The sequence below is a fragment of the Cytobacillus sp. OWB-43 genome, assembly GCF_034651445.1.
Lineage (GTDB): Bacteria > Bacillota > Bacilli > Bacillales > Cytobacillaceae > Cytobacillus > Cytobacillus kochii.
Window position 1 is genome coordinate 235,288 of sequence record NZ_JAYEFF010000003.1, and the last position, 23,780, is coordinate 259,067.

The 23,780-nt window shown below is 36.9% G+C and carries 28 protein-coding genes and 2 riboswitches; of the genes, 20 read left to right on the forward strand and 8 right to left on the reverse strand.

The window, feature by feature from the left end; translation table 11 throughout:
- Window positions 1–169 precede the first annotated feature (169 nt).
- Window positions 170–889 (forward strand): hypothetical protein, encoded by a 720-nt coding sequence (locus tag U9M49_RS13860; protein ID WP_322909997.1) that lies wholly within the window; start codon window positions 170–172, stop codon window positions 887–889.
- A 90-nt stretch (window positions 890–979) separates the two neighbouring features.
- On the opposite strand, the gene U9M49_RS13865 is transcribed toward U9M49_RS13860, so the two are convergent.
- Window positions 980–1,462 (reverse strand): GNAT family N-acetyltransferase, encoded by a 483-nt coding sequence (locus tag U9M49_RS13865; RefSeq protein WP_322909998.1) that lies wholly within the window; start codon window positions 1,460–1,462, stop codon window positions 980–982.
- 124 nt (window positions 1,463–1,586) lie between these two features.
- Between U9M49_RS13865 and U9M49_RS13870 the strand changes: the two genes are divergently transcribed.
- From U9M49_RS13870 to U9M49_RS13895, 6 genes are all read left to right on the forward strand, one after another.
- The gene (locus U9M49_RS13870; protein ID WP_289433103.1) at window positions 1,587–2,456 is read left to right on the forward strand and encodes a R2-like ligand-binding oxidase; all 870 of its coding nucleotides are present in this window, start codon (window positions 1,587–1,589) and stop codon (window positions 2,454–2,456) included.
- Between the two features lie 190 nt (window positions 2,457–2,646).
- Complete coding sequence (locus tag U9M49_RS13875) at window positions 2,647–2,997, forward strand: hypothetical protein (RefSeq protein WP_322909999.1); 351 nt, start codon at window positions 2,647–2,649, stop codon at window positions 2,995–2,997.
- Window positions 2,998–3,003: 6 nt separating this feature from the next.
- Window positions 3,004–3,639 carry an HAD family hydrolase gene (locus U9M49_RS13880; RefSeq protein WP_322910000.1) on the forward strand — a complete coding sequence of 212 codons (636 nt, stop codon included), beginning with the start codon at window positions 3,004–3,006 and terminating at the stop codon, window positions 3,637–3,639.
- A gap of 3 nt (window positions 3,640–3,642) precedes the next feature.
- Window positions 3,643–4,206 (forward strand): DJ-1/PfpI family protein, encoded by a 564-nt coding sequence (locus U9M49_RS13885; protein ID WP_095370219.1) that lies wholly within the window; start codon window positions 3,643–3,645, stop codon window positions 4,204–4,206.
- Between the two features lie 88 nt (window positions 4,207–4,294).
- Window positions 4,295–4,621 carry a DnaJ family domain-containing protein gene (locus U9M49_RS13890; RefSeq protein WP_095370218.1) on the forward strand — a complete coding sequence of 109 codons (327 nt, stop codon included), beginning with the start codon at window positions 4,295–4,297 and terminating at the stop codon, window positions 4,619–4,621.
- Window positions 4,622–4,697: 76 nt separating this feature from the next.
- Window positions 4,698–5,090, forward strand: coding sequence for a thiol-disulfide oxidoreductase DCC family protein (locus tag U9M49_RS13895; RefSeq protein WP_095370217.1), 393 nt, complete (start codon window positions 4,698–4,700; stop codon window positions 5,088–5,090).
- 123 nt (window positions 5,091–5,213) lie between these two features.
- Here U9M49_RS13895 and U9M49_RS13900 read toward each other — a convergent pair whose 3' ends face one another.
- The gene (locus U9M49_RS13900) at window positions 5,214–5,447 is read right to left on the reverse strand and encodes a DUF2651 family protein (protein WP_095370216.1); all 234 of its coding nucleotides are present in this window, start codon (window positions 5,445–5,447) and stop codon (window positions 5,214–5,216) included.
- Between the two features lie 60 nt (window positions 5,448–5,507).
- Window positions 5,508–6,134: a metal-dependent hydrolase gene (locus tag U9M49_RS13905; RefSeq protein WP_322910002.1), complete on the reverse strand. Its 627-nt coding sequence runs from the start codon at window positions 6,132–6,134 to the stop codon at window positions 5,508–5,510.
- A 297-nt stretch (window positions 6,135–6,431) separates the two neighbouring features.
- Here U9M49_RS13905 and U9M49_RS13910 point away from each other — a divergent pair, with 297 nt between their 5' ends.
- From U9M49_RS13910 to U9M49_RS13940, 7 genes are all read left to right on the forward strand, one after another.
- Window positions 6,432–6,596, forward strand: a complete 165-nt coding sequence (locus U9M49_RS13910; RefSeq protein WP_157733768.1) for a hypothetical protein — start codon at window positions 6,432–6,434, stop codon at window positions 6,594–6,596.
- Window positions 6,597–6,633: 37 nt separating this feature from the next.
- Window positions 6,634–7,293, forward strand: coding sequence for an HAD family hydrolase (locus U9M49_RS13915; RefSeq protein WP_322910003.1), 660 nt, complete (start codon window positions 6,634–6,636; stop codon window positions 7,291–7,293).
- Between the two features lie 34 nt (window positions 7,294–7,327).
- On the forward strand, window positions 7,328–7,846 hold the full coding sequence (locus tag U9M49_RS13920) for a YfiT family bacillithiol transferase (RefSeq protein WP_095370213.1): 519 nt from the start codon (window positions 7,328–7,330) through the stop codon (window positions 7,844–7,846).
- A complete protein-coding gene (locus U9M49_RS13925) occupies window positions 7,847–8,299 on the forward strand; it encodes a GNAT family N-acetyltransferase (RefSeq protein ID WP_322910004.1) in 453 nt (150 codons plus the stop codon).
- A 197-nt stretch (window positions 8,300–8,496) separates the two neighbouring features.
- Window positions 8,497–9,540 carry an ArsR/SmtB family transcription factor gene (locus tag U9M49_RS13930; protein ID WP_095373511.1) on the forward strand — a complete coding sequence of 348 codons (1,044 nt, stop codon included), beginning with the start codon at window positions 8,497–8,499 and terminating at the stop codon, window positions 9,538–9,540.
- Window positions 9,541–9,565: 25 nt separating this feature from the next.
- Window positions 9,566–10,105 (forward strand): GNAT family N-acetyltransferase, encoded by a 540-nt coding sequence (locus U9M49_RS13935; protein ID WP_095370211.1) that lies wholly within the window; start codon window positions 9,566–9,568, stop codon window positions 10,103–10,105.
- Window positions 10,106–10,232: 127 nt separating this feature from the next.
- Entirely contained in the window at window positions 10,233–12,602 is a 2,370-nt protein-coding gene (locus U9M49_RS13940; protein WP_095370210.1) for a penicillin acylase family protein, read from the forward strand.
- Between the two features lie 166 nt (window positions 12,603–12,768).
- On the opposite strand, the gene U9M49_RS13945 is transcribed toward U9M49_RS13940, so the two are convergent.
- Entirely contained in the window at window positions 12,769–13,698 is a 930-nt protein-coding gene (locus U9M49_RS13945; protein ID WP_095370209.1) for an AEC family transporter, read from the reverse strand.
- A 127-nt stretch (window positions 13,699–13,825) separates the two neighbouring features.
- Between U9M49_RS13945 and U9M49_RS13950 the strand changes: the two genes are divergently transcribed.
- From U9M49_RS13950 to U9M49_RS13960, 3 genes are all read left to right on the forward strand, one after another.
- On the forward strand, window positions 13,826–14,665 hold the full coding sequence (locus U9M49_RS13950; RefSeq protein ID WP_307319312.1) for an SDR family oxidoreductase: 840 nt from the start codon (window positions 13,826–13,828) through the stop codon (window positions 14,663–14,665).
- Window positions 14,666–15,064: 399 nt separating this feature from the next.
- On the forward strand, window positions 15,065–16,051 hold the full coding sequence (locus U9M49_RS13955; RefSeq protein ID WP_095370208.1) for an acryloyl-CoA reductase: 987 nt from the start codon (window positions 15,065–15,067) through the stop codon (window positions 16,049–16,051).
- Between the two features lie 62 nt (window positions 16,052–16,113).
- Window positions 16,114–16,653: a GNAT family N-acetyltransferase gene (locus U9M49_RS13960; protein ID WP_095370207.1), complete on the forward strand. Its 540-nt coding sequence runs from the start codon at window positions 16,114–16,116 to the stop codon at window positions 16,651–16,653.
- Window positions 16,654–16,689: 36 nt separating this feature from the next.
- Here U9M49_RS13960 and U9M49_RS13965 read toward each other — a convergent pair whose 3' ends face one another.
- Genes U9M49_RS13965 through U9M49_RS13980 form a run of 4 tightly spaced genes read right to left on the reverse strand, consistent with a single transcriptional unit; the run spans window position 16,690 to window position 19,719 of the window.
- Window positions 16,690–17,223: a 1,2-dihydroxy-3-keto-5-methylthiopentene dioxygenase gene (locus tag U9M49_RS13965; protein ID WP_307319305.1), complete on the reverse strand. Its 534-nt coding sequence runs from the start codon at window positions 17,221–17,223 to the stop codon at window positions 16,690–16,692.
- Complete coding sequence (locus U9M49_RS13970; protein ID WP_095370205.1) at window positions 17,210–17,839, reverse strand: methylthioribulose 1-phosphate dehydratase; 630 nt, start codon at window positions 17,837–17,839, stop codon at window positions 17,210–17,212. Before U9M49_RS13970 ends, U9M49_RS13965 begins: the two co-directional genes overlap by 14 nt.
- Window positions 17,836–18,501 carry a 2-hydroxy-3-keto-5-methylthiopentenyl-1-phosphate phosphatase gene (locus U9M49_RS13975; RefSeq protein WP_307319301.1) on the reverse strand — a complete coding sequence of 222 codons (666 nt, stop codon included), beginning with the start codon at window positions 18,499–18,501 and terminating at the stop codon, window positions 17,836–17,838. The genes U9M49_RS13970 and U9M49_RS13975 overlap by 4 nt, the downstream gene beginning before the upstream one ends.
- A 3-nt stretch (window positions 18,502–18,504) precedes the next feature.
- Window positions 18,505–19,719 (reverse strand): 2,3-diketo-5-methylthiopentyl-1-phosphate enolase, encoded by a 1,215-nt coding sequence (locus U9M49_RS13980; protein ID WP_095370203.1) that lies wholly within the window; start codon window positions 19,717–19,719, stop codon window positions 18,505–18,507.
- A 98-nt stretch (window positions 19,720–19,817) separates the two neighbouring features.
- A riboswitch (SAM riboswitch) is annotated at window positions 19,818–19,921 on the reverse strand.
- Between the two features lie 201 nt (window positions 19,922–20,122).
- A riboswitch (SAM riboswitch) is annotated at window positions 20,123–20,276 on the forward strand.
- 146 nt (window positions 20,277–20,422) lie between these two features.
- Between U9M49_RS13980 and mtnK the strand changes: the two genes are divergently transcribed.
- Genes mtnK through U9M49_RS13995 form a run of 3 tightly spaced genes read left to right on the forward strand, consistent with a single transcriptional unit; the run spans window position 20,423 to window position 23,729 of the window.
- Entirely contained in the window at window positions 20,423–21,607 is a 1,185-nt protein-coding gene (gene mtnK / locus U9M49_RS13985) for an S-methyl-5-thioribose kinase (RefSeq protein ID WP_307319298.1), read from the forward strand.
- Window positions 21,604–22,656, forward strand: a complete 1,053-nt coding sequence (gene mtnA / locus U9M49_RS13990) for an S-methyl-5-thioribose-1-phosphate isomerase (protein WP_322910005.1) — start codon at window positions 21,604–21,606, stop codon at window positions 22,654–22,656. The genes mtnK and mtnA overlap by 4 nt, the downstream gene beginning before the upstream one ends.
- Window positions 22,653–23,729, forward strand: a complete 1,077-nt coding sequence (locus U9M49_RS13995; RefSeq protein WP_322910006.1) for a sugar ABC transporter substrate-binding protein — start codon at window positions 22,653–22,655, stop codon at window positions 23,727–23,729. Before mtnA ends, U9M49_RS13995 begins: the two co-directional genes overlap by 4 nt.
- Window positions 23,730–23,780: the final 51 nt, after the last annotated feature.

Consider the following 23,780-nt stretch of genomic DNA (forward strand, 5'->3'; position numbering starts at 1 on the left):
AGCAGGCACACACGGAGACAGATACAAGTAGTGAATACGCGCAGAAAACAAAAAGAGAAGGAAAAGAATTGCGCGCAAGTAACGTATACGCGCATAAATGATAAGGAAAGGGAGGGAATTGCGCGCAAGTAACGTATACGCGCACAAATGATAAGGAAAGGGAAGGGAATTGCGCGCAAGTAGTGAATACGCGCAAAAGACAAAAGAAAAAGGCAGAGAATTGCGCGTAAGTAATGTATACGCGCACAAGGCAAAAGAAAAAGGCAAAGAATTGCGCGCAAGTAGTGAATACGCGCACAAGACAAAAGAAAAAGGCAGAGAATTGCGCGCAAGTAGTGAATACGCGCACAAGGCAAAAGAAAAAGGCAGAGAATTGCGCGCAAGTAATGTATACGCGCACAAGGCAAAAGAAAAAGGCAGAGAATTGCGCGCAAGTAGTGAATACGCGCAAAAGACAAAAGAAAAAGGCAAAGAATTGCGCGTAAGTAGTGAATACGCGCAAAAGACAAAAGAAAAAGGCAAAGAATTGCGCGTAAGTAGTGAATACGCGCACAAGACAAAAGAAAAAGGCAAAGAATTGCGCGCAAGTAGTGAATACGCGCACAAGACAAAAGAAAAAGGCAGAGAATTGCGCGCAAGTAATGTATACGCGCACAAGACAAAAGAAAAAGGCAGAGAATTGCGCGCAAGTAATGTATACGCGCACAAGACAAAAGAAAAAGGCAGAGAATTGCGCGCAAGTAGTGTACACGCGCACAATTCAAAAGAAAAAGGCAGAGAACTGTGCGCAAATTATGTAAACGCGCAAAAGACAGGCAGAGAACATGCACAAGTCGTGTTTATATGCCAAGATTACAAGCAAAGTAGAGGATGCTATGGGCATAAATAAAATGTATATCGATAGCTTGAGGTTTTTAAAAGGAGCTAGATCGACAGAAGGATTCTGTGTAATTTAATTATTTTCCATAAGCTGTTGAATTCACTCATCTTTCTTTCTTCTTTCTAAAAGAATCACATCTCTCCATCCGTCTACATGCTTGGCGATTTTCTCACGGATTCCTACTTGGCGAAATCCGTGTTTTTTATGTAAAGAGAGACTTGCATGGTTTTGTGGAAAGATACTGGCTTGCAAAGTCCAGATTCCATGCTTCTCACTTTCAATGATTAAATTTGATAATAATATTGAGCCAATCCCTGTTCCTTGATATCCATTGAGAATATAAATACTTATTTCCGCAACGCCCTTATATACCTCTCTATTCGAATAAGGAGTGAGGGCAGCCCAGCCAACCACTTGCTGTCCATCTTTAGCAACTAAACGAGCATAAGGTAAATGTTTCTCATGCCAGTTATGCCAGTTTGATGTTTCCTGCTCGAAAGTAGCTAAGCCGCTATCTATCCCTTGTTGGTAGATCTCTTTTACTGATTCCCAGTCTTCAACTACTAATGATTCGATTTTCATAGCTATTCTCTCCTCTATATCTCCTATTTTTTTTAAAAAGTCTTTTTATAAAAGGAGATAATTGTTAATAGTGTAATATCTCTTATAAGAAAAAGATATCAATCATTTCTAAGGAGGAGTATAAATGAGGAGTTATGTATCGAAAAGTAAGCGTGGTATTAATCGTGAATCTCTCCCGTTTAAATTGTACGAAAAGGCAAAGAAATTTGGTGTGTGGGACCCTCGTGACATTGACTTTAGTCAAGATAAGAAAGATTGGCATACTTTATCAAAAGAACAACAGGATTCGATACTCAGACTAGTTGCTTTGTTCTATAGCGCTGAAGAGGCTGTAACTAAAGATATTCTGCCGCTGATTTATGCGATATCAAAACAAGGTCAATTTGAAGAAGAAATGTATTTAACGACCTTTCTTTTTGAGGAAGCAAAACATACAGATTTCTTTCATTTGTTTTTAAAAGAAGTAGGTATAGAAAGAGATTTGAATAATTATCATTCTGAAGCATATTTAAATGTGTTTGATGAGATCCTTCCGCAAACGATGGAAAAGCTATTGGTAGATCAGACTCCACAAACAATAGCTGATGCAGCAGTTGTATACAATATGTTTGTTGAGGGTATATTGGCGGAAACAGGGTATTGGAATTTCTATGAAAACCTACAAGACTTAAAAAAATTACCAGGCTTACTTGAAGGGATATCTTATATTAAAAGAGATGAGTCGAGACATATTGGCTTCGGCACTTTTTTGCTACAACGTCTTATTACTGAAGATGACTCTATGTTTGATTATATTATGAATAAACTTCATCATCTCATGCCAATTGCCGAGGCAATTAATCAAATGCCTGAAGAAGTTAACCCATTTGGGGTGAAATTAGCAGATAGCAGAGCTTTTATGCTGAAGCAGTTACATGCAAGAATAGAAGTTTTACGTAGAGCGAAAGGTAAAACCTTAGAAGAAATTTATAAAATGGAACTTGTTGTAGAGTAGGATATGCTGTTCTTTTAAGCCGTTCATAAAGAATGGCTTTTTATTTTGAAAAGAGTAAATTCCTTCTTTATATTGAATTTAGTGACATGTTTTCTTAAGCTTGCTTTATATAAATAGAGGTTGGATATGAATGGATATGGATTGTTGAGTAGTGTTAGAATAAAGAATGAATCAATATAGAGAGGTCATTATGGATATATCTTATTTAGGATTAGCACTGGTAGAGTCATGGGGGATTGAAACGAGCACAAAATGGAAGATGGAGAATCCTGCTTTAGGACAATGTGGTGTCACAGCCTTAGTTGTTCAAGAATATTTAGGTGGAGAAATTGTGAAAACATTGATCGGCGAGTTGTGGCATTTCTACAATAAAATAGGAGATAACTATATAGATTTTACAGTTAGCCAATTCGATCCTGCCATTGATTATAAGCCTGTTATTTCTAATAGACAGGAAGCATTTGAGGATACCAATATCAATCAGTATCGTTATTTAACAAAGGAAATGAACAATCGACTTTATTACTACTTAGAGAGGTAGGAAGAAATGATGGTAGATAGCCTTATTTTTGATTTAGATGGCACGTTATGGGATTCTAGAAAAACAGTTGCTGATTCATGGAATATCGTTATTCGAGAAGATGCAGAAGTGAAGAAAGAGTTAACAGTAGCAGATTTAAAAGCAACAATGGGGCTAAGAATGCATGAAATTATGGAAAGACTGTTCCCTTATTTAAGTAAGGAGAAAAGAGAATCGTTATTAGAAGATCTTAGCAAAGAGGAACTAGAACATATCCGGAACTATGGAGGGACACTATACCCAAAAGTAGAGGAAACCTTGTCAGAGTTGGCTAAGACCTATCAATTGTTCATCGTAAGTAATTGCCAAGAAGGTTATATTGAAGCGTTCTACGAAGCACATGGATTGGAAAAATATTTTCAGGACTTTGAAAACCCAGGAAGAACTGGATTATCTAAAGGGGAAAATATACAACTCATTATAAAGAGAAACAATCTACAGTCTCCCATTTATATTGGCGATACAGATGGAGATAGAGAAGCTGCAAAATATGCCGGGATACCTTTTGTGTATGCGAGTTACGGTTTTGGAGAAGTGATAGACAAAAATCATATAATTGAACAATTTCAAGACCTACTACATATGAGGCTAGAGAGGGGATAGCTTATGAAAGCATTGGTCATATTATTCCCGGCATACGCTGATTTTGAAATTAGTCATAGTTTATTTTTACTTCGAAAAGTCGCAAAAATGGAAATTGTTACTACAACGGTTGATGGATCGCCAGTCACAAGTATTGGTGGTTTAAAAACAGCAATTGATGTCTCATTAGAAAATCTGAATATAAATGATTACCATTTTATTTTAATCCCCGGTGGTGATGGAATTGATAACGAGCTACTGAATAATAAATGGTTAATTCAGCAAATTCAATCAGCATTCCATTCACGTATTCCGATTGCATCTATCTGTGCATCGGCATTAATTCTCGGAAAAGCAGGTATATTGTCTGGTGAGCAATTCACTTGTTTAGCACATACTTATGATAAGTATCAATCACTCTTTGAATCAAGCTTCTATACAGGACAACCAATTGAAGTAAGTAATCGCATAATTACGGCTAAAGGAACATCCTTTGCTGCTTTTGCAATTGCCGCGCTTAAACTAACTGGTGTGGAACTCACTGACCAAGAGTGGGAAAAATGGCGCCAGTTTTGCATGATAACATAGTATTTATTTGATATGAAGTAAATCAGAAGAAACTAGTAATCACTTATATATTGGTTTTGAAAGAAAAAACACAAGGGGTGTGTTATTTTTGGATGAACGTAATGATTTAATTGGTGATATGTTAAAAAGCAAAAAATCTACGCCACTGCCAGGACAAGGTAAACCACTTCCTAAAGGCTATCTACAGAGGGATATTTTTCAAAACTTCCAAAAAGTTGCCAAGGATGCTGGTTACTTACCTCCATGGTTAACACTTCAAAAGGAAATCGCAGTGCTTGTACATCAAGCACAAAGTAAACAAGATATTGCCACCATTAATGAAAAAATTAAAAAATACAATTCGATTTGTCCACCACAAATGCAGCGCTACCCAATTAGTCTAGAGGGGCTAGAAAAAGCAAAAACACTATGGTGAAAAAAGTCCACTCGAACAGATTCTTATTCGTTTGATAGTCAGCCTGTTATACTTGCAAGAAAAGGAGGCGATCATTTTGAGTAAAATTATATTATTCGATGGGGAATGCAATTTTTGTGATCAGAGTGTGCAGTTTATATTGAAGAGGGACCATCAGGGTGATTTTTATTTTGCCTCCTTACAAGGTGAAAACGGGCAATCTCTATTAAGAAAACATGAAATAGATCCTGCAACTGATAGTTTTATATATATAGAAGATGATCGTGCCTATGATCAATCAACTGCTGTAATTAAAGTATTGCAACAATTAAGGGGAATGTGGAAACTAATAGCTGCCTTCAGTATCATTCCAAAACCGATCAGAGATAAGATGTATCAATTTATTGCTAAGCGGAGATATAAGTGGTTTGGTAAAAAGGAAAGTTGCCGTTTACCCTCACCGGAAATTCGAAAAAGATTTCTAGATTAATCTGATTGATTGGTAATCAAAAAAATAGGCATACATTTCATTTTAATAACATATATTGTGGTTTAGTTGTTAAAAGACTCAGTCAATCTACAAAAAAAAACAGAAGGTGTTCTTCTGTTTTTTTTAAGCAGTTGGTTTATTAAAATACTTTGTTGTAAAAGAAGTTAAAATTGCAAGAACTGTGTACAATACTGTCCAAATCATAAAGGTTCCATTATAGATTGTAAAGGAGAGTAAAGTAAAGATAATTGCTGTTAATAAAGGAACGAGATACATATTCCGTTTTTTCCAAGCCACAAGAATAGAAGCGGCTAATACAATAGTTGGATAGATAAGTATGGTTAATACGAGTGTCATTTTAAATCGCCTCCATTATCTCTATACCCGAAAAATAAAAAAAGAACCATTTTCGGTTCTTTAAAATTCTTTTTGGGAGATAGGAAGAAATAATTTAATACCCCTACGATTAAAAGGAAGGAGTTTGGAGTCAAGCGCAAGATGACTAATATATCCCGTCATACAAGCAATATAAGCTCCATTTATGCCCGTCGATAATTGAAAAAAATCAGCAATAAAATGAAAGAATACTACACCTAAAATAGAATGAGTGTAACTCCTGTGTGGGACAAATGATGCTATAAGAATATAGCAGCCCATGAGCATAAGCCAAACTTCTTGTAATAATATTCCGCACACAATGACTCCTATACCAGTAATGATAAGCATATGTCGCTGCTTTATATAGGAAGATAAAAGAAACATCGCAAGTCCAATCCCCATGCTTACCCATTGATCTAAGGCTGTAGCTTCATAAAAACTATAAAAAATAATTAACAATCCAATCATTTGCGCAGTTGCTTTAATAAATTTGTGAGAGAGGGTGATTTTATTTCTCAGTTTACCATCGATATCTAGATCTGGTAAAAGTGCAGATATTGTGCCAATACCAATAAGCGCTAATGTGGCCGATGGCGTTGCTTGGAGTGTATTTGCGGTCACAAAACCTGCAACAGCACCAATACTCGCATGAGCGGTACCATTCACTTTAATTCCACCTTTTTCTAAGTTGTCTTTTTCTATTCTACAATAAAACATCTGTTCTGTTTATGCTTTTTGCAGGAAAAATGTCAAATGAACAAGAATTTATGTTAAATACTTTAATTAATGGGAATCAACCTCTCTTTTTTTCATCTTTTAAAACAATTTTGCCATAAGGAAGGTTAGGTACGATCCTCTTTATGGGTAAATACATTAAAATAAGTGGAATAAAAGGTTATGGTCACAGTTTAAACGAATGACTATCGTTTTTATGTTTAAGATACAAAAAAGAGGAGAGGGACAATGAACTGGACACATCCATTTGCACTGGCAGTATTAGCTTTCTGGGCGTCTTATTTTATGAATGATTCATTAAGCATCTCTTTATTAGTGGCGTTGGGTGGATTCATCATCGGTTTGATATTCTCATTATTGATCTTTAAGAAGGCAAAAAGAAAACATATATGACAAGGAACTAAGAATTTATATTCCTATGAAGAGGGTGATGACGATACAAGCGGTTTTATTTGATTTTGACGGGACATTAGCTAATACATTGCCACTGTGCATTTATTCATTGCAAGAAGTGTTTCTTAAATTTGATCAGCGAGAATTAGCTGTGAAAGAAGCAAAAGAGTGGTTAGGAAATTCTGAAAAGAAGATTATAGAAGAGCATTTAATAAGCAATCAGAAATTAGACGCAATAGAATATTATTATAATGTTTATAAGAACAACCATTCAAGGCTAGTAGATAATAATAGAGAAATTGACCATTTATTGTCTTATTTGAAAGAGGAAGGAATTAAGCTGGCGATCGTTACGGGGAAAGGGAGAAGAAGTCTGCAGATTTCTTTAGAATGTCTGCATATGACAACCATTTTTGACTGTATAGTTACGGGAGATGATGTAGTGCAAGCAGAACCTGATCCAGAAGGTATCACTCTAGCCTTATCCATGTTAGATGTACCGGCATCCGAGGTGATTTTTTTAGGGGATAGCAATTGTGATATCGAAGCAGGGTTAAAGGCGAATATTTATACAGCGGGTGTGCATTGGCTACCTGATGGTAAGACAACTGAATTTAAGGTGATACCAGATTCAGCTTTTTTAACGGTGGATGAATTTTTAGAATTTTTTAAATTAGGTGCTTTACACGAGAGTTAACAAAATAAATAGATGAATAGGAGGTAAGGAAGCAATGAGTATTCAATATCCAATAGGCGAATTTTCTGTATGTGAAGAGGAAATTAATGAGAACAAGATTAATACTTGGATAATGGAAATAGAGAAATTTCCGCGCCTACTCCGTAAAGTTGTAGAAGAGCTTACTGAAGATGAACTAAATATACCCTATAGAACAGGGGGATGGACAGTGCGGCAGCTCATTCACCATTTAGCAGATAGCCATTTAAATGCTTATTTAAGGGTAAAGTTAGCGTTAACAGAAGAAAATCCGATGATCAAGGATTATCAACAAGATCAATGGGCACGTTTAGAAGACTATCATCTACCAATTGAAGTGTCTTTAAGTATGATAGAAACTGTTCATTTGCGTTGGACTGTTGTGCTAAAAAGTTTGTCTATTCATGATTGGGAGCGCACGTTTGTTCATCCTGAATCGGGACAAATTTCCATTGGGAAAGCAATTGGAATGTATGCATGGCATGGGCGCCATCACCTTGCTCATATTACGACTAAGCATAAAGGTGAGAAATGAATGAAGGATAAAAAATGGGGAGAATTTACGATTTCTCTTAATAAATCATATTTAGATAGAGAGTTAATTTATCAGTTTTTACATAATGAAGCGTATTGGTCAATCAATATTCCTAGAGAAGTCGTGATGAAATCGATTGATGAAAGTAGGCTAGTTTTTGGGCTGTATAGAGGTAGGTTCGATGGTGATTTTGAGCAAGTAGGGTTTGCAAGAGCAGTCACAGATTTATCTACATTTGCTTATCTATGTGATGTTTTTATTTTACCTCAATACAGAGGAAAAGGCCTTTCGAAATGGTTGGTCGAAACAATCATTTGGCATCCAGATTTACATGATATTCGTAAATTTATGTTGGCAACAAAGGATGCCCATTCGTTGTACGAAAGATTTGGGTTTGAAACAGTTGAATCACCTGATTTGTTATTGCAAAGGGTAAGGAAAGTACCTTATTAATCGTTCTTTAGAAAGGTGTAATCGTTTGTGAAAAGGTTACTATTTACATGTTGAGATGCTTTTTTATACATTAACTAGTTCTTTTGGTATGGTAAATTACCATTATTATTAAAGCAATATTCTAAAAATATTGAATTATAAAGATGGAATCGATAAAATGTATAAATATAGAAATAGAAAAGGGGTGTCACATGAAAATGGAACTGATTAGACATACCATTCGTGCAAGAGAAACATATGAAGTGAAGATAGAGTCATCGTTATTATGGGAGTGTGCCCTCGGAATCGCAGCCGTGACAAATACGCGTTTAATTTCACATATGGAAAAGCCGATGGAGGAATGGGATAATATTAAAAAAAAATTATCAAACGAGCTCCTAAATGAACTAGATATCGTCCAAAAGCACAATACATGGAAGGCATTGCTACAATTATTACATCAAAAAGAATTTGATAGTTTACATATGTTTGTTGATTATATTAATCATTTATCAGATAGAACGTTACGCTTTATATGTTTACCTTATATCGGATCGGATTTCCAACAATTAAGGTGTGATGCTTCAACAACAGATGAAACAGCGATAAAAGATATGCAGGAAGTAACGGAAAATAATTCTTTCTTTCCAAAATATGTTGAATATATTAGCTCTTCAGATGCAGATTTTTTGAAAAGGCATTTGGTTACAGTAATGACAGGCTGGTATGAAGCAATTATCAAACCAGAAGAAAAGCAGCTACGAAACATTCTCGAAAAAGATAAAAAGCTAAAAGAGTCTATGTATAAAAAGATGACAGCTGAAGAATTAGTAGAATGGGCGACAGGAGGCATCATTTATCATCCCGAACCAAGTGTAAAGAATGTGATGCTCATTCCCCAATATACATACAGGCCGTGGAATATTGAAGCTGATATAGAAGAAACAAAAGTATTCTATTACTCAGTATCGGATGAGAGTATAAGAGATACGAAGCCCTATGCAGTTAATCCATCATTAGTTCTTAGATACAAGGCATTAGGCGATGAAACAAGAATGAGAATGGTGAAATTACTTTCTGAAGGCGAATGTAGTTTACAAGAAATAACGGAGCGGTTAGCACTTGGGAAAACAACAGCTCATCACCATTTAAAAATTTTAAAAACAGCAAAACTAGTCGATACTGAAACATCTAAATATAAATTAAAACAACAAGCACTCCATTGGATGAATGAGGAAATGGGCATCTATCTTTCACAATAATGTTGAAATCAGGTGAGGAACGATAATGATAAGGTTAAAGATTAACAACGAGCTAGAATTGAAGGGTTTTATGTATGAAGAGGCGGATGAACTATTTGCGCTTATTAATGAGAATCGTACATACTTACGCGAATGGCTTCCATGGGTAGATGGAACAAAATCTGTTCAAGATTCAAAAGCGTTTATTGACCATACAGTTGAACAAATGGATCGAAATACTGGCTTAACCGTTGGTATTAGAGAAAACGGAAAGTTAATCGGCATCATTGGCTATAATAAGTTGAATCATGCCAATCGGATAGGTACAATCGGGTATTGGCTTTCACAGCAGGCAGAAGGTAAAGGTGTGATGACAAAAGCTGTGCAAGCGATGATTTCCTACGGATTTACTCAGCTTAATTTAAATAAAGTAGAAATTCATGCTGCAGTTAAAAATAGTAAAAGTCGTCGTATACCTGAAAAGCTTGGTTTTGTATATGAAGGAACGATTAGAGATGGCGAATGGCTCTATCATTATTATGTTGACACAGTTATTTATGGTTTGTTGAAAAGAGAATATAAGTGATGAGCTACCATTGATGCAAGAACAAATTCTATTTAAAAGAATTTGTTCTTTTCTTTATGAATAGAGTAGGAAAAAGGATTTACTTCTAGAATCTTATTAAAGATAGAAAGTGGGTGGAGGATGAGAGATGGAAATTAAAACAGAGGCAAAGAAAAATGTAAGATGGAAGCGCTTGCTACTATGGATGGGAGGGAGTCTTCTTGGGCTCATTCTACTTGTAATCATTGGCGCTTATTATTTCTTGAATCGCCCGTTACCTCAAGTTAATGGTGATATTCAACTGAAAGGGTTACAACAAGCTGTTGAGGTGGTCCGAGATGAAATGGGTGTTCCTCATATAGAAGCAACGAATGAGTATGACCTTTACTTTTCCCAAGGATATGTACAAGCGCAAGATCGTCTATTTCAAATGGACTTAAGTAGGCGGCAGGCATCTGGGAGATTAAGTGAAGTAATTGGTGAATCGACAGTAGATACAGATAAGTATTTCCGTACCTTGGGCTTAAGAAGAGCAGCAGAAGAATCAGTAGCTGAATATTCAGATGAGGGGATGCGGGTATTAAATGCATTTGCAGACGGAGTAAATGCCTATATAGAGGAATTACATACCACTGGAAAGTGGCCAATAGAATTTACGATACTTGGCTATAAACCGGAAGCATGGAAACCAATTGACTCATTAACAATTGGTAAGTATATGGCCTTTGATTTGGGCGGACATTGGAAAGATCAAGCTTTTAGACAGTATCTGTTGCAAACATTTCCTGAAGAAAAAGCGTATGATTTATTTCCGACCTATCCAGAAGAGGCACCAACTATTATTACTAAAGAACAATTAGATTTTTCAACCGCCTTTGCTCAAGCTGTTATCCCACATGAATTCAATGGGAGTAACAATTGGGTGGTAAGCGGAGATAAAACGGCAACTGGCAAAAGTCTTTTAGCAGATGATCCCCATTTAGGGTTGGCGACTCCTTCTGTATGGTATCAAATGCACTTACAGTCTGATGAAGTGAATGTAGGTGGAGTGATATTTGCCGGAGTCCCTGGAATTATTTTAGGACATAACGAAAACATCGCATGGGGTGTGACTAATACTGGTCCTGATGTGCAAGATCTTTATATTGAAAAAAGAAATCCAGAAGATCCTCACTTGTTTCTTTATAACGACAAATGGGAGAAGGCTCAAGTGATAGCTGAGCCTATAAAGGTAAAGGATAGTGAAACAATTGATTATGAAGTCATAGAGACAAGACATGGGCCTATTATTTCAGAGTTTGCCGCCGATGCTGCTACTAGTGAAACGGCACTTTCATTACAGTGGACAGCATTAGAGGCAACGACAGAACTAGAGGCGATTTTAAATATGAATCACGCTGAAAATTGGAAAGAATTCGAAGAGGCATTAGCAGCTTTTGAAGCACCAGCACAAAATTTTGTTTTTACAGATCGAGAAGGAAATATTGCTTATAAGGCGAATGGAAAAATTCCTATCAGGAAAAAAGGAAATGGCCTATTACCTGTACCGGGATGGACAGATGAGTATGCTTGGGAAGGTGCGATTCCTTATGACGAATTACCAACTATCGTCAATCCGGAAGAAGGTTTTATTTCTACAGCCAATAATAAGGTGGTAGGAGATGATTACCGTTATCATATCAGTCACAATTGGGCGCAACCATATAGACAAATGCGTATTCAAGAAGTATTAAGTGGAAGCAATAAATTAACTGCAGAAAATATGATGGAACTACAAATGGATGAAAAGAACCTTCAGGCAGAAGAATTTGTGCCTGTGATGCTTAAGCAATTAGCAAACGAAAAAGGTGAGAACATCCAATCAGCCCTTGACATCTTATCGAAATGGGACTATCAAGATCATCAAGATCTTGCTGCTCCTTATATTTTTAATCGCTGGATGGTTGAAATAGGAGAAGCATTATTTGAAGAGCAGATTCCAAAAGAAACGTTAGAATTATTTGGTGGTAAAAGATCGGCTGTTGATCAGCTTCTGCGTAATGCATTTGCAGGTAACCCGGGGCCATGGGTGAAGGATGTAGGGGGCATTAATGAATTATTAGTTGTATCGTTAACGGAAACACTTTCACAAATACAGGAAGATGAAGGCGGCGATATGGCAAATTGGAACTGGGGAGATTATCACCAAGTTTCCTTCACACACCCGTTATCTAGCGTAGCTCCTTTAAATTATTTATTTAATTATCAAGGTAGTATGGCAACAGGAGGAAGTGCTGTCACTGTTAAGGCAGCTGCATTTAAAAATGATGGGACGGTGAATCACGGAGCATCATGGCGATTTGTTATGGATATGAACAATCCAATGCAGGCTTATCATATCGTCGGTCCAGGTCAATCTGGGCATGTATCGAGTGACTGGTATCAAAATCAAATGGCGGATTGGGTAGAGGGAGATTATCATAAGACTACTTTAGGGGAGCCTGAAGGGAAGAGACTACTCTTAACACCAGAAGAATGATTATCTAGGATTTTTGAGTTGATAAGAAGAAGATAAATCCAACGCATTTTTTTAATCGATTAAGATTTTACCCTTTTTAATATGTACGGACTAGAGACAGGTGAATGAGAAGAGAAATAGCCAGCTAAAATAACTTTTTGGCTGGCTAAAAAATGTAATTAAATGATTACAAAAGAAAGCTTGCTATCCAAGAAATCAAAGGAATGGTTAAGATAGAAATTAACGTGCTATATACCGTTACCATAATGGCTTCGTTTTCTTCTTGTGTGTAGCGGGAAAATAATACTGAAGCCAGCATGAAGGTAGGCATACTTGTTAAAATAACTAATAAGAAAGTTAAATCTGTTTGTATTGACGTAAAACGTAAACAAATGATGCCGAAAAGTGGTAATATCAACAATTTCATTAATAAAGGAAACCATAAACCTTGAAAGTAAAACCGTCGTCCAACTTGAAAGAAAGTTGGAAGCAGAAAGCCTATATATAACATGGCTAATGGCGCAGCTAAGTTAGATAGCATTGAAGCCAGTTGCTTGAATATGATCGGTGCTTCCCAACCACTGATTACATATAACAACCCCAAACTAATGGCTAATAAAGGTATGTTTAATAAAGCTTTTAATTGTTTAAATTGGAATTTTTGATTGCTTTGTAATAAGTAGATACCTAATGAAAAAAGAACGACATCTAACCCTGCATCAAATACAGCGGCTAATAATCCACCGAGAGGCCCAAATAATGTAGCACTAAGAGGGATGCCGATGAAACCTGTATTACCTAGGGCGGCGAGTAAAGCCAATTGTTTAGGCTGATTAAGGTGTAAAAGACGGCCTAGAACTAATGTAAGGATAATACCTCCAGCATTAAATACAATGGATATCCCGAATACGAGAAAGACTTGTTGGAAAATGACGTCCGTAATTTTAGTATTGAAAACACCATTCAATATAATAAAGGGAACAGCTAGATTTAAAATAATCATCATTAATATATTTTTCATTTCTGCTGTGATTGATATCTTTAAAGCGATTAGTGCTCCGAAAACAATGATTATACCCATTGTTGAAATCGCAAGAATAACAGAGGTGACTTCCATATGACACTCCTTTCAGTATAAATTATACTGAAAATTCTTATATTTTTATAGTTCATAAAAGCAGAAAACTATAAAAATATCATTGGACCATTTATACTTAACGACAATAAGAAAGGTGTGGGTAGCTATGGTTGCTAAAGTAGCGATAGTAACAGGAGCGAATTCAGGAATGGGCTTAGAAACGACAATCGGTCTTGTAAATAAAAATGTAAAAGTAATCATGCTCTGTAGAAGTAAAATAAGAGGTGAAGCCGCGCTACAAAAAGTGAAAGCCATTACAGGAAAAGAAAATGTAGATTTAATGCTCTGTGATTTAAGTTCTATCAAAAGCATCGATGATTTTGTGGCAACCTTTTTTAGTAAGTATCATCATTTAGATCTTTTAATCAATAATGCAGGTGTAGTGACAATAAAAAGGCAAGAAACAGTTGATGGATTTGAGATGATGTTAGGGGTAAACCATCTCGGTCATTTCCATTTAACCAAGCAATTATTAGCAGCTTTAAAGGCTTCGGCTACTGCAAGAATTGTCATTGTATCTTCCGGTGCTCATAAATGGGGGAAAATGGATTTTGCAGATCCGTTTTTTAAAAAGGGTTTTAATGTAGCAAAAGGTTATGGAAGATCGAAGCTAGCCAATTTATTATTTATGAAAGGTTTACATGAAAGATTAGCACACACAAATGTGACAGTGAATGCACTTCATCCAGGAGCTGTTGCAACAAACATAGGTGTGGATAGAGAAACAGGATTTGGTGGCAAAGTGGTAAAATTACTGGTGCCATTTTTTAAAACAGCAGAGCAAGGGGCGGAAACGGCCATCTATTTAGCCACGAGTCCGGATGTAGAAGGGATATCAGGTGAGTACTATATTGACAAGAAAAAAGCCCATGTCTCTAAAAGGGCGAGTGATCCCCAACTAATCGAGCACTTCTGGAGATGGAGCATAGAACAGACGACGCTTTAATGATGACATCTAATAAAAAAGTTAACAGTGGGGTGAAATTTGTCTTCAATAGGTGAAATTGAAGAAGTACACGGTATATTAGTTTTGGAATTAAAATAATATTGAGTGAATCCCTTGTAGGACAAGGAATCAGGGTTTAAACAAACGAATAAAACTAATTTGAATGGTTTCATGCTTTAAGGAACGGGAATGAGTGTGAAAGAACGGCAAAAGAGGGGATGTTGCTATGTCTGAAAAAGGAGATTTCATGCTGGCGCATAAACAAAAGTTGAGGAACAAATTTACGTTGATAAGCATTTAGAAGCCGTGATAAAAGCGATTGCCATGTATGAAGTAGAAATGAGTATAGGGTCAATGAAGCCAATTTGAGAAGTTAAAGGGAAGGGTGGAGGAAGAGTAATGAGTTTTAAAGCAATAGTTGTAGATAAAGATGATAAAGATTTTTCTATCCAGTTGCGTCAACTTGAGGTAAGGGATTTACCTGCAGGAGAAGTATTAATTCAAGTAAAATACTCCGGAGTAAATTATAAGGACAGTTTAGCTAGTATACCTAATGGAAATATCGTTAAAGACTATCCAATGGTACCGGGCATTGACTTAGCGGGCATCGTTGTTTCATCTCAACATCCTGATTTTTCCAAAGGTGATGAAGTCATTGCTACGAGTTATGAAATTGGTGTATCCAGATACGGGGGGTATAGTGAATATGCACAAGTACCTGCACAATGGGTACTGCCACTTCCAAAAGGACTTACATTAAAGAAGGCAATGACGATTGGCACAGCTGGATTAACAGCGGCTCTTTCCATATTAAAATTAGAACAGAATGGTCTAACTGAAAATAGTGGGAAGGTGTTAGTTACTGGGGCTACTGGTGGCGTTGGGAGTTTTGCCGTTGCCTTGTTAGCTAACCGTGGCTATGAGGTCGTTGCAAGCACTGGAAAGAAGAATGAACGTGATTACTTAATGAACTTAGGAGCTTCTTCAGTGATTACAAGGGAAGAAGTGTATGATGGGAAGATAAGCGCATTAAGCAAGCAAAAATGGATAGCAGCGGTTGATCCTGTCGGTGGAGAGCCATTGGCATCCTTGTTAAGCCAAATTCAATATGGGGGTGCCGTAGCGGTTAGTGGTTTAACTGCTGGAACGAATTTACCTACGACGGTTTTTCCTTTTATTTTACGTGGGGTGAGTCTCTTGGGAGTTGATTCCGTTTTTTGTCCAATGGAGATGAGGAAAGAAGCTTGGGAACTATTAGCGGAAGAAAGTGATAAACTTCCGTTTGATCAGTTTATTTTTCAAGAAGTTTCATTGAGTGAAGTTGAGCATGTCTTGCCATTGCTTTTAAAAGGAGAAACGAGAGGAAGAGTACTTGTACACATATAGTATCTACTCACAATAACTTATAAAAAGGCGGTCCTAATTTCTGATAGAATGGAGCGAAAGACATGCAGTTGAAAAGTAACCGTCTCGTCATTCGATCGTATATGTATGAAGATTACGAAGCTTGGATAGCGGGATTAAAGAACCGTTTAGTATCGCAATCACGTCATGATGAAGGACGCCCACAAGATTTACCTGCTTATACTAAAGAAAAATTCAAGAAGAAAATCGAGCAATGGAGCAAGCAAGATGATGCCTGGCAATTATCTGAGTTTGGTATATTTAGAGAAAATGATGGTGCACATATAGGAAAAATAGAATTGTATCGAACACAGAGGAATGGCAAGGAGTTAGTACTACTTGGTTATGCAATTCACAATCAATATTGGCGAAAAGGATATGGAAAAGAAAGCGTAGTAACGATCATACCTTTTATTTTTGAATATTTACAACCTGAAAGAATAGAATTACATATTGATAGTGATAACCTCGCCTCCATTCATTTAGCAGAATCTATTGGTTTTAAATATGAAGAGAAACAGTCTCAATTTTCATTTGATAGTGGAGAATGGAGCGAATTTTTTATCTATTATTTAGAGAAATAAGGAGAGGCCCCCGATTATGAAGGAGCCTCCCTGATATTAAGCGTTCAATTTTTCTTTCTCGTAAACAGGTACCCAACCTTCTGGTGTAACAAAGAGGCGAATAGCAACAACTTTTCGATCATCAGATAAAGTAAAATAGTGGCGCGTGTTTACGGGTACAGAAATTAAATCACCTGGATCTAAATGGACTTCAAAAAACGATTCATCTTTTCCTTGGATAATAAAGACTCCATGCCCACTTACGATGAAGCGGACTTCATCATCGGTATGATGGTGTTCTCTTTGAAAGTTAATTAATAATTCATCTAAATTTGGCGTACTGTCTGAAAGTGAAATAACATCTGCAGCTTTGTAGCCGCGCTTTTCAGAAATGGTTTTGATTTCAGTTGAAAATGCATCTAGTATGGCTTGCTTTTCATCATCAGATAAATCGTATTTTTCGTGTAATGTCACTTCTAATTGCTCAATGTTCCAATTTTCATAGATGACTTCTTGTGCAGTTAAAAATGTAGATACCTCTTGTTGATCAGTAATCACTTTTTCTTCGTTTTTGAATTTAATAATGGCCATGTAAAACGCCTCCTTTTAATTGAATAAGAGATAATTTATATTGAAATAAAAATTCGCAAGCCTCTAATAATTTTTTCGCTTCAAACCCATCGACTCCCCAAACAGTAATCCCGTGGTTGTGAATTAAGACTGCACCTTTCTCTTTGCTGACGTAAGCAGAAAAGTGATCCGCTAATGTAGGGATATCCGCATCATTGCGAATGATCGGGATGGTGAGTATATCATCTTCTCCCCATAGTCCAAATGCTTTAATTAACTCTTGATGCTGAAAAGATACTACACCTTCTTGATAGAAAAGCTCAGAAATAACATTATTAGCAACTGTATGAACATGAAGACTTGCTCCTGATGACGTTTTCTTATAAATTTCACAATGTAATAAAGTCTCAGCTGAAGGTTTAGATGACGTGTTTTCTAGGGGCTTTCCTTCTAAGTCTACTAATAAAAAATCATTAGCTGTTCTCTTTCTTTTATCAAGTCCGCTTGAAGTGACTAAAAAGCTGTTTTCATCTACGCGAATGGATAAATTACCACTAGTACCCATAAACCAATCTCTGGCTGCTAATTCATCTTTAATATCAGCTAATGTATCCCACTTTGTTTCATACGTTGTCATGATTTCGCACCAACTAGTTCATCGAGGTATTCAATGCAATCATGGAAGGTTTCGAAAGGTGTATAAGAAATACCAGTTTCTTCACATTTTTGAATTAAGAAATCTCTAGCAAGTACGGCATCTGCTATTTTGGCTGCTTCAAAGTCTGTAATCGAATCTCCAATAAGAATATTAAAGTGTTCAGGAGAAGAGTGTTTTCTAATAATGGTTGGTTTACAACAGCCGCAACCTTGTGAAGAACATAGTTCATCACACTGGTGTGGATAGTGAATATCTATTGTTTCTAAAGCAAAGCTTGCGTGATTGCAAAATACTTTCGTAAATGGCCCATAAGGTTCAAGTACTGGTTCTAAAAAAAAGTCAATCCCACCACTAACAATATAAAGAGGGATACCGTTTTCATGTGTATATCTAACAAAAGCTGAAAATCCTTCACGAATTTCTGCACTATTTAATACAAAATGGATAATCTCTTCTTTTTTACTTGTTGGTAAAAGTGAGAAGAGATTTTTAACACCCTCTTGGATAGAGATATTTTGAGCTAAAATATCTTCCTTGATCTGTTTTGCCTCAATAGGACCGAAATGCTCCATAATCTTTACAATGTTGTCGTTATTCGTAATTGTTCCATCGAAATCACAAAAAATCATTGGTTTTGTCATCTTTTATGACGTACCTCCCCATTTTGCTAATGCTGCTTCTAATTCTTGCGCTTTTGTTGCACGATGAGTATTTTGTTGTATGACGTGATCAATGGCTTGCCTAAAAGCTCTCACGCCAGCTGCTGCTCCTTCAGGATGACCATGGACCCCGCCGCCAGCATTAATTATACAATCATTGCCAAAGTCATGATAAAGCAACGGCACTAAACCTGGATGAATGCCTGCTGAAGGGACCGGGAATGCCTGATTCAAGCCATTTTCTTCGGTTAACTGTCTAGCGATAGCTAAGGTTTTTTCTTTTTCCATGGCAACAGAACCATATGGAGAAGGAAATAAAGAGAAATCTGCGCCTGCTAAGCGAGTAAGATTACCGAGTAATAAATCAGGAGCCACACCATAGAAGTTTGAAGAAGTATAGGCCCCACTATATGCAGGATGTGCCATGATAGGTAACTGCACTTCATTGTTTTCAGCTAGTGTTTGGAGCATATCTAGACCGTAAGTGTGAACATTGAATAATAATGCATCCGCACCTAATTCGCTCGCATGTTTTGCTTTATCTACTAAATCCATTGTTCTCCCAGATAAATTGACTGCATAAAGTGTCCTTTTTCCAGTCTTTTCATAGACTTCATCTAGTATTTCTTTACCTGCGATAATTCGGTCTTCAAAAGAGATGTTGACATCAAAAAGAATTTCATCATCTTTTACAATATCAACGCCCCCCATAGCCTGGTCTCTTAACTGTTCTCTTAAAAAGTGAATATCCCTGCCGATAATGCCTTTAAATATACTCATAAGTAATGGGCGGTCTTGAATATTTAGTTTCGATCTTATATTTTTTATACCGAATTTTGGTCCAGGAAAACGGGAAAGATCCTCATTATCAAATTCCAGATTTAATAATTTTACTTCACCATCTAGAGATAACTTTCCAAATACAGTTGTTAAGATTGCTGGAATATCAAATGTGAAATTATATGTAGGGTAGGCGATACTAATTTCGCACCTTACTTCACCGAATCGATTGGGATGTTCATCATCATAAAATTCTTGTAGTGCAGTGACTCTGCCTTTATGTTTTAGTAATTGTTTTTGCTCAAGTAATGGTAACGCTGTCCACGAGCCTATCGTTAATCCTAAAGCGATATCCTCTGCTTTTTTCTCTAATGAACCGGGTCTTGCGTATACTTGATAAGTTGCAATTACATCTCCCATATGAGAACCCTCCCTGATGATTTCGAATTAACATTGACAATAAAAAACCCTCTTCTTAATCAATAAGAAGAGGGTTAGTTCGCAGTGATAGAACCTTCTCCTTATCTGTCAGCATGATTGCTGCAAGAATTAGCACCGTGTTCATTTAGAATCGGTTGCCGGGCTTCATCGGGCTCGTCCCTCCGCCTGCTCTTGATAAGAAAATTTATGATTATCGTTTTAAATTTTTGCACAATTGTATTATGTCACCAGGTGTTTTATCTGTCAACAGAGAATTTTTTACGTTATATGACAAAATTCTTTTAACCTTAAAAAGATGAAAAGTTTTAAAAAAAAGATTGACACTTTTTTATAATCGGTGCTAGTATTTGCTCAAGATATTTCAAAAAATGAATCTTTTATACTCTTATCAAGAGCAGGTGGAGGGAAATATGGCCCGATGAAACCCAGCAACCGACCGTAATATCGTTGTGAAACGAGGCGCAGCTAGAGAATTTCTGCGCCTAATGTAAGGCACGGTGCTAATTCCATTCAGAAGTTATTCTGAAAGATGAGAGGCAAAATCGTAATGACGAATGCCTCTTTCTGTACAGGAAAGGGGCATTTTTGTTTCTGTAATGACAAAGCAGGTCCGACTACATCTCTTCATGTAGTCACCCCTGTTTTGTGCCACAGATAAATAAAGAAATAAGGGGGAAGAGATATGGCTGTTTTAGATAATATAGGTTATCGCGCTTTGACAGAGGAATCAGCGTGTGAATACGTGAAGAGTTTAAAACTGTTTTTACCGGATGAAAAAATGACGGTGGAAGAGATTGGTGATGGTAATTTGAATTATGTTTACCGTATTACTTCTAATCATAAAAGTGTAATTATTAAGCAAGCACTCCCTTATGCAAAAGTAGTCGGAGAAAGCTGGCCTCTAACACTTAAACGTGCAAAACTGGAGGCAGAAGTGCTTAAGAAGCATGGTGAATTCGTTCCTCACCTCCTCCCAGCAGTACTAGCATCAGATGAAGAGCTAGCATTAACTGTGATGGAGGATCTTTCCCATTTGACAATTGTAAGAGACGGATTGATTCAAGGGGATCATTATCCGAATTTATCAGCTCATATTGGTGAGTACTTAGCAAAGACATTGTTTTCAACTTCAGATTTTGCTCTTCATCCGTTTGAGAAAAAGAAATTGGTCGCTAAATTTTCAAATCCTGAACTATGTAAAATCACTGAGGATTTAGTATTCACCGATCCATTTTTTGATGTGGAAACGAATGATTTTGAAGCTGAGTTGGCTGAAGTGGTTCAGCAACTATGGGCTAATGACAAGTTGAAACTTGAAGTAGCCAAAATAAAATATGCTTTTCTCACAGAAGCAGAGAGCTTACTACATGGTGACCTACATACAGGGAGTATATTTGCGAGTAAGAGTGAGACGAAGGTGATCGATCCTGAGTTCGGCTTTTATGGTCCGATTGGATTTGATGTCGGTCAATATATTGCCCATCTCATTTTCCAAGTACTTGTACGAAACGAAAACGATAGAATCGTTATTCTTCAACAGATAGAAGAAGTATGGGATGTGTTTTCTCAATATTTTTCAGAAGCTTGGCAAAATTCTGTTGTTAATCCTTTTACGAAAGTACCAGGCGCTCTAGAGTCTTTTCTAGCTAAAGTATTTAAAGATGCTATCGGAGTAGTAGGGTGTGAATTAATTCGGAGAACAATCGGATTGTCGCATGTGAAGGATCTTGATGGAATAGAAGATAGTTCAATTAGATTATATGTGAAGAAGGCAACGATTCAATTAGGTTCATCCTTGATTATTAATCGCAAAAACATAGTAACAATCTCGCAACTTCTTAAGGAACTGGAGGCGTATACATCATGAGTATACCAACACCAATTGAATGGCAAGAAGGTAGATTGAAAATTCTTGATCAAACCTTATTACCCCATCAAACAAGATGGATAGAACTCGAAACCATTGAAGATGTCTTTGAGGCAATTATTCAGTTGAAAGTAAGAGGGGCGCCAGCTATTGGAATTACTGCTGCTTATGGTTTAGCGATTGCTGCAAAAAAATACGAAGGGGTCGACATTGAAACTTTCCATCTTAGAATTCATGAAGATTATCTTTATCTAGCGGGCTCTAGACCGACAGCTGTTAATTTGTTCTGGGCTTTGGATCGAATGATGAAAGTAATAGAAACGCTGTATTCAACAGAGGAGACAATTATCAGTTTGGAGCAAGAAGCAAAGAAAATACATCAAGAAGACGAGGAGATTTGTCGCCAAATTGGTGAAAATGCACTAAGTCTATTGAATGGAAGGAAAAAGGTATTAACGATTTGCAATGCGGGGACGATTGCTACGGGAAAATATGGTACAGCGCTAGCGCCGTTTCATTTAGGCAAGGAGAAGGGTGTTGACTTTCAAGTATATGCTTGTGAAACGAGACCGGTTCTTCAGGGAGCGCGCCTAACTGCTTGGGAGCTTCAACAGTCCAATGTGGATGTGACGGTCATTACTGATAATATGGCTGCTCATACCATAGCAACCAAGGGGATTGAAGCGATTATAGTCGGGGCCGATCGTATTGCCAGCAATGGAGATACAGCGAATAAAATCGGTACATGGCAACTAGCTATTTTAGCAAACTATTTTCAAATTCCTTTCTATATAGCTGCGCCATTATCGACATTTGACTTTTCTATCGCATCAGGGGCAGATATTCCGATTGAGGAGAGGTTGGCAGAAGAGGTGACTCATATTGGGCCAAACCAGATCACACCAGAAGGAACGAAAGTGTTTAATCCGGCGTTTGATGTGACAACGGCTAATTTAATTACTGCAATTATTACTGAAAAAGGCATTTTTGAAGCTGATCGAAACAAATTGGCACAATTGAATAAAGCAGAAGAGGGAGTTAGGGCATGAAGAACAATCGTATACTATTAGCGTTTCTTATTATTTTTATTTTAATCTTGGCAGGCTGCCAGCCAAAAGGAAGCAATTCAAGTAGTGAAGCAACTGCATCAACTAAAGAGAATAGTGTACATCCGTTAGCTAATAAAAAGATCGCACTAATCATGCAAATTAATTTAGGAACTTTTTCTGCACAATATATTGAAGGGGTAAAAGAGCAGGTAGAAAAGTTTGGTGGAACCGTTCAAGTATTTACTTCTGAAGGTGACTTAGCAAAAATGGCTTCCAATTTAGATGCAGCGATTAATCAAAAATTTGATGGGATATTAATTGATCATGGAACGAAGGAAGCGTTAACGCAAGGAGTAGAAAAAGCGGCTGCACAAAATATACCTGTAGTGGTCTTTGATGCTGATATTGCAGTGAAAGATGTAACTGTACTTCAACAAGGCGATGAAGAAATGGCGAAGTTGACATTAACCAAGCTTGCTGCAGATGCAGGAGGGAAAGCAAATATTGTTAAGATTTGGGTAGCTGGATTTGCACCGATGGAAAGAAGACAAGTAGCTTATGAACAATTTTTAAAAGAGAATACAGATATTAAGGAAGTAGCAGCATTTGGTGCTGCCACCGATAATACAGCATTAGATACTCAAGCACAAATGGAAGCAATCCTAAAACAATATCCAAATGAAGGTGAAATAACAGCAGTTTGGGCAGCTTGGGATGAGTTTGCTAAAGGAGCTGTCAGAGCGCTAGAGCAGGCAGGAAGAGAAGATATTAAAGTCTACGGGATTGATATGAGTGACGAAGACCTGCAACTGATACAAAAAGAAAACAGTTCATGGGAAGCGACATCTGCCGTTGATCCAAAAGATATTGGTCGTATTCAAGTTCGATATTTGTACCAAAAATTAAACGGTGATTCGCCTAAAGAAAAAGTTATCCTTGATCCTGTTTTTGTAGAGAAAAGTCAATTACCTGATGAGGCAATTACAACAAACGAACTGCATGAATATATAGATGGTTGGGGAGAAAGTGAACAAGGCTATACGGAAGAATTAAAAGCACTTGAGGGCAATTGAATGAAATGGTTTGTAGCTAGTCAACCGACTTTTAGAGAGTCGGTTTTTGTA